Origin of the sequence: Bacteroides sp. FSHCM14E1 (genome assembly GCF_019633785.1) — a bacterium.
GTDB lineage: Bacteria > Bacteroidota > Bacteroidia > Bacteroidales > Bacteroidaceae > Bacteroides > Bacteroides hominis.
The window spans coordinates 205,682-219,671 of the sequence record NZ_JADKYL010000006.1 but is presented as its reverse complement, the minus strand read 5'-3'; the positions used below and the strand labels follow the sequence as shown (position 1 = coordinate 219,671).

Here is a 13,990-nt window from a genome sequence, read left to right as displayed (position 1 = left end):
AATAATAAGACATATAATTTCAGCAACACATGACCCTGATAAATGATTTACAGATGGGCATAACTATGCCCATCTGTAAATTTAAAATTATTCAATACTATTCTTGATGATATTCGCTTTCCCAAATAGCATCTTCCGGATTATCGCCTTTATGACCGGCAAGCTGTATCACGAAGCTTTTTGCCGGGAAATACGGTGTGATGTGGATGTCAAGAAGCACACGGTCTTTCTGATTCGGGTCTTGTTCAATCTTCATAACCTTGAAGCGTTCGATGAGTTTGTTCGGTCCCATTACACTATCGAGGAATTTCACAACCTGACCACGTAAATCTGCTTCCGTGCGAGTAGTCCAATTTTCAAATGCCCGACGGTTCAGGAAGTCAATCAGTACCTTCGTTATATAGTCGAATACACGAACTACGGAGTAGGTCTGCAAGCCAAGATTATCTCCATTAAATAATGTCTTGGCGGAGAAAGCCATAACCTTGCTGTACTCGTTCACCATCGGCACAAGACCCATACGTTCAAGCTCGGAAATCTCGCTCTTGCGAAGGTCGAAGCGTACACTTTCTACTTCATTAAGTCCACCAAATTTCTTTCCGGCTACTACCTGAGACATTAAGGTGTTGTATATTTTTCCGGCAAGTGAAGAAGATGGCGGAATATAAAGATTTTCTTCTTCTCCAACGCTTTCCTCTCTTTGACGACCAAGCAACCAGTTACAGGTCATAATAGTATTCGATTTGAACACATCTCCACTCGTATGATTGGCATTGAAGAATATATCTACTACATCGTCCGGAGTTTCGAGGTCTTGGAAGTCTGTAACAAGAAAAACCTTGTTCTCGTATGCCATTTTAGACCACTTATCCAAAATGGCATTTGAGCCTATATATCCAGGAACGACAAGCAAGGAGTAGTTGCGACGCAGGTCAAGACGGTCAAAATTCTGTTTGAGTTCGTTGCTAATGTGGTCAGCGAAAATGGTATTGTCCAAATCCTGAAGCTGCTCCATGGTCGCATTGACAATGGTGACATTCTTCACCTTATCACTTTCCGTGTTCTTGTAAAAGAACGCAATAGTGCGATATGCGCTTTCAAGTTCCCGTGTCCTGGCAAGAGCATTCTTCAAGTTATGATTAAGAAGGTTCTCGGCGTTTTCTGCGGTTTCTTTGGCCTTGTCCCGCATTTGTTCGGCAGTGTCATTCTCACGTAAGAGTTTGAGCCATACGCTTAAGCGATTAACCAAGGCCTTACGTTCATTTTCCCACTGTTCATCCGTGAGGAAGATGTTGCGACGGGCCTTTCGTGCCGGATTAAGATTGGAATACCCATCTATGATATTTTCAAGAAAAGCGAAGCCACCAAATTCTTTGAGTTTGTCTATTGCCGATGCAGATGACTTTTGCGCCTGTTGTGATACGACTTTCTGTGAGGTTGTCGTACTGGCTGTCTGTTGTTGAGTTTCCTGCTTCATCTTAGTAAAAGATTAAAGTTCTACTTTCTTTTGATTTGCCAGAATCTCCTCGATTGATGATTCAATCACGTCCATAATGGCATTTTTGACTTCCGGATTTTCAAGTGCTTTCTGTAAAGCGCGGTTGGAAGTAAGCTGGCGAGTTATTCTGACACCCTGCTCTTTCTCAATGTCAAGTTTACTCAAGAAATCACTCTTCTCTTTAATCTTCTTGGCTCCGAAGTCTCCAAGTCCGGTGAATGTCATGATTTCCTTGATTTCATTACCTTCCGCATCCACGTGGCATAAGTCAACTGTTGGTTCAAAACGTTGGAACACATCTTCAATGGTTTCCAAACCATACACGCTTTCCGGAGCCGCAGGAGCTTCATCTGTCAGTTTTTGAACTATCAAAGTTCGGTTGGAGGGGATTTCCGCGATGGATTCGTTCGCATCGACTTTTACTTCGTTGCCTCCAATTCCATAATTGTAGATTGCCATAGAATTTACTTTTTAATATCATACTTTTTTTATAGCTCTCTTTTGGTTTTGTGACCGTGCGCAATATATGAATTATTTCTGAAACCGTCAAATTTTTAGGAGCATTTTATTGGCATCTAACAAGGAAAAGAGTATATTTGCGAAATAGAATAAAATAAAAGAATAGTATGACTTACCTGAAAATGCCATTACAATTGCAATCGGCTGTTGCCAAGAAATTGCAAAGGTGTTCCTATCAGGAATCGATAGCCCAACACATCATGCTACTGATTCTTTCTCACCATGGGGAAGTTATCGGCCGAGAAGACTTTGGTTCCATGATATGGGACCTTGAGTTCAACCAACTTGTGAAAATCAGCGATTGGGAGGAAGGAGTAAAAAACTCCTTAATAAAAACGATAGAGAAATATGAAAAGAGACTACGGAATGTAGATGTGAACGTTACCCTTTTGGAAATAGAAGAAGAAAATATAGATAAAGTATCTCATATCCGAAGAAAGGCACAAATAACGGTGACCGGAATAATGGATAGAACCAACGAGAAATTCAGTTTTAACACCTCATTATATATAAGCCCTTTATCACAATAATCGAACTATGTCAGACAAGAAACAAATTGCAATAAAGGAACGAATATTAAAGCAGGCTATGGAGTTTTGGGGTGTATCCGATATACGCGATATGGACCCCGTGATAGATTTGCTGCTTGAAGTTTTTGCCCATGAGTCCAACAAGCTGCATCAAGAAATAGATCAGTCCGATTCACGGATACTTCACCGCCTGTCCAGAATACTCATAGGAAACAAATGGTCGCTGCCAAAGCCGGCCCATGCGCTTATGACTATTACCCCCAATCATGGGGAATGTTGCGAACTTGATGCCGAAGATCACTTTTATGCAGAGAAAAACATATTTGGCAAAGGGGATATTCAAGTCTTTATAACCCCTTTGTTTTCCTATAAACTGGTTGATGCAAAAGTCAAAGCAATCGCATACAACGATAGTATAAGGCATTCAACCGATAGCTTTAGCACTCCAACACGCTTCCTTGGCCCTAAAAACCGGATAGCGGATTATTGCGTCTGGGTCGGGCTGGATGTGTCTAAAGAAGTCCTGCAAAACATGGACTCTGTAATGTTTTGTATCAAGCCTTCCGATATGGGGTTACTTCCGTTTATGAATATGGCTTTCTTCTATGACTGCACAGGAAACCGATTGAATGCAAAAACAGGCCTTCATGTTGAAGATCCATATAGTAATGCGCACTACTTTGATGAAATCCGCGATTTTTATAGTGACCTATATTTTAATGTGAGTATAAAAGATGCTTCCAAAGAGAAACATACCTACCGAGAAATGTTTCCCGGTTATGTGGCCGACTGCGAGGTCCCAGATGACTCTGAGAATCTCTTTTGGGTCAAGATAGTCTTTCCGGAAATATTCACGAAAGAAAGTCTTGAAAATCTGGAAGTATATTTGAACACATTTCCGGTTGTAAACAGACAAATCGTTTACAAACAGCATAATTTCCGTTCCACCGGACGAATTATACCCCTGAAATGTCCGGGCCGTACACAATTCTTGAACATACGCTCGTTTCAAGACAACAAAGGCCGGGAATATGTAAACCGACTGAACCAGTATGAGGAAAATCCGACAGGTATATTCAGTCTGTATTTTGGCGACCTTGAACGATTTGATTCGGACAGTGCCCGCTCATTAATTTCAAAAGTGTTACAATTAATGAAAGAAGACGGGAGTGCTTTTGCTTCAATGAATCCGGATGCACTTTCGACGCAGCTCAAAGAGTTGTTCAACAAGATAAATGATATAGAGAAAGGATTGGAGGCCACGCTAAAAGGAGATAACAAAATAAAGGCCTTTGTTTTAAGTGTCCCCCAAAAGGATGCGACCAATGCCGAGATAAAATATTGGGTGACTTCCGGATCTCTGGCGAACGGTTTCAATGAACGCACACTGATACAGCAATTCAACATAGAAAAATATGACGCTTCAGGCATCATGTTGCGCACTTGTATGCAAGGAGGAACAACGCATGATAGCGAACAGGAACTTATTAATAGTTTAAGGTATGGTCTGTTGTCCCGGGAACGGATTATATCTAAAGAAGACATCAAAAGCTACTTGTTTCACAAGCTGGGAAAACATGTTGAATCAGTCGAAGTCGGTAATGGCGTGACTATATCTCCTGACAGCAAAAAAGGATTAATCAGAGTGACAGAGGTCAAGATAAAGTTTGGACAATTTGATAAAGATGAAATTCCCAATCTGGAAGAATTGGCCCATTATCTTGAAAAAGATTTGACTGAACGCTCTGTATGTAATTCAAACTATAAAATCAAATTCGTATGAATGATAGCAATTATAGCCCAAGTTTGGTGTCTGCCCTTAAGATAGCAAGAGGAATGGCACTTCAAGACAAGCATAACACGTTCGGCGTGTCACATCTTGTCATGGCCATGTTTGCAGAAAACACGGGTCTAAAAGAAATTTTATCCTCGATGCAGAAGGATGTCGGCTACATAATGGAATGGTTTGACACCCACCGCGAAATGTATAGGTCCAGTGGCACTTCCACAGAAGAAGTGGAGCCTGACGAAGAAGTGTCAAAAGTCTTGGATGAGTCCGAACGGTCTAAAATTAAATTAGGAGCGGATTCCATAGACTCCATCTGTGTGTTTACCGCCATATTGCGTGAAGGTGTCGTATATTCGCATCAGCAGATAGAGATGCTGGATGTTTCGGAAGATGACATATTGTCCCACTACAATGCCCTTACCCCGTTGCATTCTTATCAAGGAGAGGAAATGCAGATAACAGCAAGCGTTCCTTATGCCGACAACCTAAAAAAGCAAGAAACCATCAATGCCGGTGGCTTTGTCGTCGGTAGGGAAAAAGAGGTCCGTACTATTTTAGAATGCCTCGAACGCTCAGAGAACAAGGGCATACTGATTGTCGGTGAATCCGGTATCGGGAAGAGTTCCATCATCAACGCCTTTGTCAAAGATATCTGTGAGAATGAAGACGAGATGTTAAAGCAAATATCTATTGTCGGACTCAATACGGCAAAACTGCTCGCATCAACCTCGTCTGAAACGGAGATAGCACAAAAAGTTGTCAATCTGATGCACAAGCTCAACCAATTGGAACAAGCTGTGCTGGTGATTGATGATTTACAGGTCCTTTTGGAGAACAGCGTATCAGGCAAAGCATCCACACTTATCAACATATTAAGTGCGCAAATCAGCGAGGGAGCCGCAAATCTTGTTCTCACACTCACGAACGATTCTTACCGGAAGAATATCGAAAAGCATCCGATAGAAGGGCGTCTTGATATCATAAAGATTGAAGAACTGGATACGGCTACACTTGAAAGTGCCATACAATTACATAAAAAAAGGATTGAAAACTATTACGAGCTGAGAATTTCAGATGCGTGTATTAAAGATTCAATCGCACTCTCCAAACGATATTTTAAGGAACGCAGCCTGCCATATGCCGCCATCGACCTGCTTGACAGAACCGCTGCTTCCGTCCGGCTATGCAATAAGAATGCACGAGCCAGTGTATCTGATTTGGAAGCGGATTTTGAGGAAATAAAGAGTCTCGACGAAAAAATATCTGAAGGGCCGCTTTACTTACTATACCGTTCTGTATTCAGCAAAATCAGTGTCGTATTGACCACCAAACTGTCAGACAACTATGTATGGGATAAAGAAGATGACATCGCGATAAAAGCAGGACGTTTGTCGGGCATCATCAAAGAATTAAAGGCACTATCCGACCAGTCTATTGAAGAGATACGCTCTTCGGAAATAGAGGCGATTGTAGCGGAGTGCACCAATATACCTATCGGAAAAATACAAGCCCGCGAGAAGGATCGACTTTTGAGCATCGAGAGCAAATTGCAAGAACGGGTCAAAGGACAGAACCGGGCCATTACGACTTTATCAGATGCCATTATAGAATCACGCAGCGGACTGAGTGACCCCAAGAAGCCTATAGGTTCATTCTTCTTCCTTGGCCCTACCGGAACGGGAAAAACAGAACTCACAAAATCACTGGCCGAGTTACTGTTTGATGACGAATCAGCCATGATCAGATTTGACATGTCCGAGTTCAAGGAAGAACATTCGGCTGCATTGCTGTATGGTGCACCTCCGGGATATGTAGGATATGAGGAAGGTGGTTTACTGGTCACTCAAATCAGACAGAAACCTTATTCGGTAGTGTTATTCGATGAGATTGAGAAAGCCCATAGCAGCGTTTATGATGTTTTCCTGCAAATGATGGATGAAGGCAAGATACATGATAAACTGGGCCGGGAAGGAGATTTTTCAAATTCCATAATCATTTTCACCTCCAATATCGGAAGCCAGTGGATTGTGGAACAAATACAATCCGGACATACTCCTGATTCCGGAAAGCTCATCGAGGTTATGGCACAGTATTTCCGACCTGAATTTTTGGGACGTCTCACCGAGGTGGTTCCGTTTGCGCCAATAGATGAAAATGTCGCCAAACAGATATTCAACCTCCATTTTGGAAGATTGCAAGAACAACTGATGAAACAGAAAAACATCCAGTTGAATTTGTCGGATGAAGCATTGCAACATCTGGCAAACAAAGGGTATTCTCCCAAATACGGCGCACGTCCGATAGCAGGAGTCATAAGAACTTATATCAAGAAGTCCGTATCTCGTCTGATTGTCTCTGAGCAAATCAAGTCGGGTGACAACATCGTCATAAACTATCGAAACGGTGAACTGATATGGGAACAATGTTAGCGCAAAAGAAACCCTTGGAAAGCATCCAACGCAGTCAGGCAATAAATTTTGTCGCAGAAATCTTTTATGATGAACTTCAATTTATTCTTGACCGGCGGCTGTTGGACCATACTATGGTTAATTGCCATGGTATGAACAGTCGTGTGAAATCCAGAGATGTATTAAGTGTTTCGGTACAGCATATCGCGGCGACAAATGCCGACAAAGAATATATATTGCTGAATCTGGCAAGAAACAGCATCTATCATCAATTGCCGGAATTACTATTTCATCCATTGGTGCTTAGCACACCGGGCATGAGCAACAAGGAGATAGTTGAAGCCATCCGAGCCAATGAAAAACAGGATAAAGAGCTTATACAATTCTTTGCACCCTTTGATACAGAGTTTTTCAAAGAAAAGGTCCGTATCAATAACCGCCATCTGAATTTCTTTTCAGACCCGGACTCCAAGAAGAACTTCATCAAGATGATTGAAGTTATGGAAAATGTCGAACTATCCATTACTTCCCATCAGAAATATAAGCTGTTCCTATTCCTCTGCAATGCAGAACGGTATAAAGAGAACCTGCCTGCTATCGAGCAACTGCTTCTTATCGTTTTGGGATTGAAGGTGAAACTGCGACTGGAAGTCCATGAGATTGATGAAACGGTTTACCTTTCCGTCGGTTCCGGATGTGTCGGACAGACATTAGGCCTTAATGGTCTAATGATAAGCGAAACCGATGATTTGACGGCGACAATCATCCTTGATACTCCGACAGATGACTATGAGGAGGTAAAAACGCATCTATCCAATGTCCGCCGGATACTTGATTTTTTCATCCTTTCAACAAGAAATATCGAAGTTGATTATCTGGTACGTGGAGAAACGGATTTTATACTCGGAGAAAACCGATTAGGATATAATATGAACTTATGAAAAATCTAATAATATGAAGATATTGCTATATTTCTTTGCACGTTATTTATTGGCTCCATTATTTGTAGCCGTGATGATATTTGTCTTGACTGGAATAAAAACGATCAAGAGCAAACTTAGCCTGAAGAAATTAATCATATTCATTCTTCTGGCTTCCATTGCCGTCGCTTTACCCAGCCTGTTCGGTTTCCTAAAAAACGAATACGTCTGGGGAGGCTTGACATTCACGATATTGTCCTATATCCTCCTTGGAGCATTGTTCTGCAAACTGTCAACCTCCGATTTGTTCGGAGCAATCGGTATTGGCAGTTCCCGAACAGCGGTCATTCTCACTCTAACCACAATATGCGCTTTAGGCGGATGGTGCTACTATCTGCTGTTTGAACTGATAAGCAAGCTACCTTATTCGCTATGGAACACAACAAATATCCTGTGGTTTGCAATCCCATATCTGATTATGTACAGCAGAACCCTGTTCCTGGACATCCCGCACCCGATATATACCCCATGGGAATTGAGCTATGGTACCTTTGACCGGAAATATTGGGACAACATAGACAACTTCGGCTTCCGAACGGTCAAAGTTAAGATCAAACGGAATATAAAAGACCCGACATACGCTTCGTTGGTTGTCCGCCTGCCCAATGAAATATCTCTTGGGAATTGGTTCAATTGGGTTATCGAAGACCAAAACAGGCGTTTCCCCCAAAACAAGATTGAAACAGAGAAGGAAGATATGCAAATCGGATGGATGTTCTATACCTCAAAATGGTTTAACTTCCCGTTGTTCATAAGAATACTTGACCCCACTCTGACGAGTGAGGGCAATAAGATTAAGAATAATCAAACGATATATATCCGACGTGTACAAGTAGAAACAAAAACATCATAATATATGAAAACACTAACATATTTGCCTGTAAACTGGGTCAATGGTCTGAAGCTGACCAGCCAGCATTTCTTTGCAAACCAGTATTGCCAAACGGAAGCTCTCAACCGCGAAGCAGGAAGGAGTCTGACCAGTTATAACTATGGTCTTGGAGAGGTCCTTGAAGGGATAGGTGACAATCTTGAAATAGAGATTTCAGGTGATACCATGTCTACTCTCTGTGTCCGCCTGAAAAGCTGCAACGCTATCACCAAAGGCGGTCTGCCCATCGTTTATTACGACGGTTTATACGGGGATGAGAAACCTTGTGCAACCATTTCAGAATCCGGTCTGCAAGCCGAGGACAGCGAGTATATGGTACTAATATCCGTAGATCCGTATCACTTGATACCTGTCGGTGAACCGGACCCGGAAGAGGTGCCTTTGCATCACCCGTATGTCTTGCCGAGCATAAAACTCCATATCGTTCCCAAAAACCAAGTCAACAAATCTTTCTACAGCCAGAATTTTTTGCTGGTGGCAGAGGTATGCAGACAAGGGAATACCTATAAAATCAATCATCAATATATTCCACCGGTACAACATTCCGCTTGCCACGATGGGATTAAAACATTCATTTCCCAATTGGCACGTACCCTACAGTCGATAAAAGAAGACGTGAAACTCATTTACAGCAGGAATGTTGCTGACAAGCGTAGAGATACGCTTGCCAATAATACTTTTGAGCTGTGTAAGGCTTTCTCTGCCTTTTACAACTCAAGAATCTTCTTTATCGAACAAATCGCCTTAGAGCAACCGCCGATATATCTTGTGCAGGCCGTGAATGAGCTTGCAAACGGCCTGAACTCCGCTCTTCAAAGTCTTTCCGAAACGGAAAGAGAACAATTGCTCCAATACTTCTATGAGTGGACCAATGTCACACCCTCTGAATTTATCACGAAGATAGAGAGCCTAACCAAGCTTATGTATGACCATACCAATATAAACCAATCATTGCAGACGGCAGGGGCATTTGTGACACTGCTCAGCAATATGTTCCACAAAATGAGTGAACTGGAATACATCGGAATGGTTCGTGAGAATATTATAGTAGGAGACGAAAGTCACGAAACAATAGAAGCTCAAAAGAAACGATCATGGTCGTTTATAGGTTGAGCGATTAAATCATAGCAAGTATGGAAGCAGAAAACAAAATAGCTCGTTTGAAAGCGAAACTCCGATTTACTTTGGTATTCGCTATCGCACTGATTGTTACCACAACCGGAGGTATCGTAACGATTGTGACTGCACAAAAGGGAATATCCCTTCTTGAAAGCAAGAAGGCCGAATATGACAATGTGTTCAAGAAACAGGCAGAACTTAACTTCCAGATAGAAGAATTGTTCCGGGACTTGAACAATCTGAAGACCAAGCGGCGAAATTCGAGTGAACACAAGCACATGCAAAAATTGATAACCAAAAAACGGTTATTAATGGAAAATGACATTGCAATGCAGGCCGATAAAAGCAAGTACGAAGTGTATAAAGCTATGCTTGAACAGATCCGTGTCATCCAATCATCAATGGATGACCTTGACCGCGAAAGCAAAAAGCGTGAAAGCAACATGGAGCAACTTGAAAAGTGTAGAATCAAATATCAGGAATTAACCAAGAATAAACTGACGAAGCCATGACAAAAGACGAAATGCTATGGGGAAACATCCGTTTCCTCCTGCTGCTGATTTTCTCAGTAGCCGCAATTTATATCATACTTTGCCGGTATATACTCAACGTACCGACAGAGGACAGTTCGGAGTTGATAAACGAAATCAACCATTCCGAACGCATTTTTGAAATCCAGCATACACATATGCAGCAAGCGCAGAACATCTGGAATGAGATTGACTCTCTGGACTTCAACATTCATCAAGTACAAAAGATGGACGAGGTGAAGGATGGGATTTACCAATTGCAGCATATATACAAGGAAAACAATATGAATACGAAATTCCTTTTCGGCGTGTTGTCCTCCAGAATGCTTAAATGCCAATTCGACATAAAAGAGGAATTGAACAGTCTGGTACATAACAATGCACTGATTGAACGGGATTTGGAAGAATGTAAAGCCAATTTATAAAACATTCGCAATGGATAATAAGAAAACTATAACAATCATCATATTGGGACTGGTTGCCATGGCAGGTATCCTTTTGTTTTTGTTCCTGCCTTCGAAGTCGCACCTTGCCAATATTGACTTTTATGTGTATGACACCAATGATAATTTTCATTATGAGGTCAATGAGCGGTTGGAGCTATTAGTCAACGATACGGCAGCGATTAAAGGCAAGCGGCTCATTTGGGAAATGGGAAACGGTGATACACTGATGAGAAATACGGATGTGTCATACACTTACCGTAAGGCCGGCAAATATCTTATTACTTTGAAAATAGACGGAAAACACTCCGTAAACAAGTATATCAAAGTTATCTCAGGGCTGGAGCATGAGGCCATTGATTCCATACCCCGTATAAATGGAGTGTCAGAGGGTTATCAAGGTGAAGAGCTGGTCTTTTCGGCAGAAGGCTATGGTATGGACACATGGCTATGGGAATTTGGAGAAAGCGGTACTGTGGACGCATACGAGCAGCAAGTCGTGTATTCGTATGATATTCCGGGAGAATACACCATCTCATTACAAACCAATACGACGAAATATCCGGTGAAGCACCGTATAACCATTCTCCCACGCTTTGAAAAAGCAGAGGAACTTGTCACGGTGGATTCGTTGGTACTGGTACAGAATGATATAAAAAAACACTTGCAAGCCATAGCTGACGCCAAAGTCTCACAAAAGTCGGTCTATTACGAACATACGAATTATATCCGTAACAAATATTTTTGCATTGATGCAGACCAGGTAGTGGTCGTCATCAATGATGAAAAATACAATGACTTCAACGGCTATTGCCAAGGACTGCATTTTCTTGAAAGCAACAGGAAAAAGCGTGTGAGTATTGATGATGTGAAAATTGACGATTTGAATTGCGTCAAGTCCATCCATGTGACACAAAGTTATATTGAAAAATGAAACAACTGAATCTCATACGAAATCTGTTTTCTGTGGCCGTGATGATTACTCTTGCGTGCAACGTATCTGCCCAAGTGTCCATCCGCGACAGAATACAAATAATGGATAGGGATATATTCAATTATCCGGAATCAACAGAAGCTCCTTTCAAAACAAAGAAAAGCAAGACAAACAGAATTGTCTATTCGGACAGGACTGGAAATCAAAGTTATGAAGACCCGTATTTCCAGCGTAAGCGGTCTTCACACGGGATTGGCACACCCTATTACATAGTAGGTGAAAAGAACGGAACCTACAAGCTCGTTCAGGCTGACCCAGACATTACAGGCAAGCCCAAGTCGATAATAGGTTTCCTGTATAACAGCAAGAGACACTTTAAGGAACCCCGTAAAGTCAATTATGCCGGATGGATACCATCGGAAAATGTACTGATGTACGACCATGCCCGTATCAATCCCCGCAACAACCAGCCGATAAGGTACCGTATAGGCATAAACAGCATTAACAAGCTGTTCGATATCCATCAATTCTTCAATGGAGATACCCTGAAAATATACGGAGAGCCGTTTTTGAAAACAACAACGGATGCGGTAGTTGTCAGCGGAGAGGTTGTTTACCTATACAAGTTAGACAAGAGCGGCAAATCCGCATTGATTTCCAATGTTCCCGCATTATCAGACAGTACCAAACGCTTTTTAGGGTGGGTTCCCGCTGACCTTCTTGCAGAAGTCGGCCAAAATGAGGTGTATCATATTGATTATTCACGATACCGTGATTCTTTGTTGTGTGCTGTCAACCTAATGTATCCCGATACGTTGGCATTACATAATGCGAATATTCAGGGTACGATGTTGTTCAACCTGGATGGAAACCTGGCAGGGCCTATGACGAATGGGAATATCCGGCTGAACTATCCTTTGTCCGTCTGGGACAAGAACTGGAATAAGATTATCAATATCAAAGGCGTAGACATCATGGTTTCCGATGTCCGAAAGATGGAAGCGGAAAACAAAAACGTGAACATACATGTACTGTTCAATGATGCCGACCTGCCTTATCTATCCCCATATATCAATGTACTACAGAACCTAAAGCTGAAAATGAAGCCCGGATATGACTACACTTTCTCAGCAACTTGCATATCCTCCAACGGAGAAAACAGACATTTGGCCCCAACCAAGGACTTTTCAGCCTGGCTCGACTATATCAAACAATCCATTTCTTCCAAACGGAAAAACGAGCAAGAGGAACAATCATCGTTTTACGGTTTTGGCGGGGCTATCAAACAAATCTCCCGTTATGATGACGAAAGCCGTTTCAGCAACAATGTATTTGTCATTTTAGGGTCAAAGCAAACTTTATCCTTGCACGAGCAACAACTCTCGTGGCTGGCAACCCAACCGGCAAGGCTTCTGTTTGTCCAGATAGACAGAGCGTCAGGCACTTCTTATCAGGACTTCCTATTGCAGGCCAAATCCATTCTGGACAGCCATTCTACGAAATACATAGACCATATATCCAATTATATCGCAGACAGCAGACTGGTAAAGACGGAGCTGTTCAAGAACATAGAAGCTACGGATGCCAACTTATACCTGTACGATGCTCCATACAACAGCCTTACGGTAGGAGGAATCTTATTCCCTAAAGGTAGAAACAGACTGGAAAGCAACGCTTTGGAAACAGCCTTGGATTCCGTATTATGGCAATCTTTCGAGACGGACAGCCTACTGTTGCACTCACTTAAAGATTATGAGCGAAATATAGGTGTCCTAAGAAGCCGTCCCACATCCGAACTGACGCATATATTCCATCATACGGAAAATCCTGACAGTATGAGCCTTGACGATATAGATAGAAACAGCGTGAATGACACCTACTATATAAAGGCCTCCGTAGCGGACAGTATAATGGACGGGTACGAATATGGATATCTACTCGATGACAAGGAAGTGATGGAACTGCTGCAAAGCTACAGGGGACTGCTCCCGGAGTTCTCAGATAACATAGGGAAAAAGGAGCTAAGAGTGCTTCGCAAGCAATTTAACCGGCAAAAGAAAAGCATAAACAGAAGTTTCTATCGAAAAGTATTGCCCAGAAATCCATATTTGGCTCAAATCTTCTATTGTAAGACGGGAGTCATGGCCAATGACAGCCTTTTAAATTCAACAAAGGTGAAGAAACTAAAGAAAAGAAAGGTTGAACTGACGGACTTTAATAGTGGCTATACAACCCTGATTTCAAAGATGAAGAGACTGGAAGACATATATCAACGCAACCTTTTCAGACCTGTATTCATCGCCGGCAAGAAATATTATTTTATTCCGAAACAATTAATACTGTAAATA

General features: G+C 41.9%; 12 protein-coding genes. 10 read left to right on the top strand and 2 right to left on the bottom strand.

The features are described from left to right. Positions 1–97 precede the first annotated feature (97 nt). Together ISX59_RS11730 and ISX59_RS11725 are read right to left on the bottom strand one after the other, a co-directional pair. Positions 98–1,477: a DUF5458 family protein gene (locus ISX59_RS11730; protein ID WP_004310152.1), complete on the bottom strand. Its 1,380-nt coding sequence runs from the start codon at positions 1,475–1,477 to the stop codon at positions 98–100. 12 nt (positions 1,478–1,489) lie between these two features. After that, positions 1,490–1,957 carry a hypothetical protein gene (locus tag ISX59_RS11725; protein WP_004310151.1) on the bottom strand — a complete coding sequence of 156 codons (468 nt, stop codon included), beginning with the start codon at positions 1,955–1,957 and terminating at the stop codon, positions 1,490–1,492. A gap of 167 nt (positions 1,958–2,124) precedes the next feature. Between ISX59_RS11725 and ISX59_RS11720 the strand changes: the two genes are divergently transcribed. The 10 genes from ISX59_RS11720 to tssR are packed head-to-tail and all read left to right on the top strand — an operon-like array spanning position 2,125 to position 13,987. Beyond that, complete coding sequence (locus ISX59_RS11720) at positions 2,125–2,547, top strand: GPW/gp25 family protein (protein WP_004310150.1); 423 nt, start codon at positions 2,125–2,127, stop codon at positions 2,545–2,547. A 7-nt stretch (positions 2,548–2,554) separates the two neighbouring features. Further along, complete coding sequence (locus ISX59_RS11715) at positions 2,555–4,330, top strand: type VI secretion system baseplate subunit TssF (RefSeq protein ID WP_032578517.1); 1,776 nt, start codon at positions 2,555–2,557, stop codon at positions 4,328–4,330. Beyond that, a complete protein-coding gene (locus ISX59_RS11710) occupies positions 4,327–6,765 on the top strand; it encodes an AAA family ATPase (protein ID WP_220575925.1) in 2,439 nt (812 codons plus the stop codon). Before ISX59_RS11715 ends, ISX59_RS11710 begins: the two co-directional genes overlap by 4 nt. After that, positions 6,750–7,685: a hypothetical protein gene (locus ISX59_RS11705; protein ID WP_220575924.1), complete on the top strand. Its 936-nt coding sequence runs from the start codon at positions 6,750–6,752 to the stop codon at positions 7,683–7,685. The genes ISX59_RS11710 and ISX59_RS11705 overlap by 16 nt, the downstream gene beginning before the upstream one ends. A gap of 13 nt (positions 7,686–7,698) precedes the next feature. Next, a complete protein-coding gene (locus ISX59_RS11700) occupies positions 7,699–8,577 on the top strand; it encodes a TssN family type VI secretion system protein (RefSeq protein ID WP_004322089.1) in 879 nt (292 codons plus the stop codon). Between the two features lie 3 nt (positions 8,578–8,580). Continuing rightward, positions 8,581–9,729, top strand: a complete 1,149-nt coding sequence (locus ISX59_RS11695) for a hypothetical protein (protein WP_004310145.1) — start codon at positions 8,581–8,583, stop codon at positions 9,727–9,729. 20 nt (positions 9,730–9,749) lie between these two features. Continuing rightward, positions 9,750–10,247: a hypothetical protein gene (locus tag ISX59_RS11690; RefSeq protein WP_005777317.1), complete on the top strand. Its 498-nt coding sequence runs from the start codon at positions 9,750–9,752 to the stop codon at positions 10,245–10,247. Next, the gene (gene tssO / locus ISX59_RS11685; protein WP_004310143.1) at positions 10,244–10,690 is read left to right on the top strand and encodes a type VI secretion system TssO; all 447 of its coding nucleotides are present in this window, start codon (positions 10,244–10,246) and stop codon (positions 10,688–10,690) included. The genes ISX59_RS11690 and tssO overlap by 4 nt, the downstream gene beginning before the upstream one ends. 10 nt (positions 10,691–10,700) lie before the next feature. Continuing rightward, complete coding sequence (locus ISX59_RS11680; RefSeq protein ID WP_004310142.1) at positions 10,701–11,642, top strand: PKD domain-containing protein; 942 nt, start codon at positions 10,701–10,703, stop codon at positions 11,640–11,642. Continuing rightward, the gene (tssR, locus tag ISX59_RS11675; RefSeq protein ID WP_195652898.1) at positions 11,639–13,987 is read left to right on the top strand and encodes a type VI secretion system protein TssR domain-containing protein; all 2,349 of its coding nucleotides are present in this window, start codon (positions 11,639–11,641) and stop codon (positions 13,985–13,987) included. Before ISX59_RS11680 ends, tssR begins: the two co-directional genes overlap by 4 nt. The last annotated feature ends 3 nt before the right edge of the window (positions 13,988–13,990 follow it).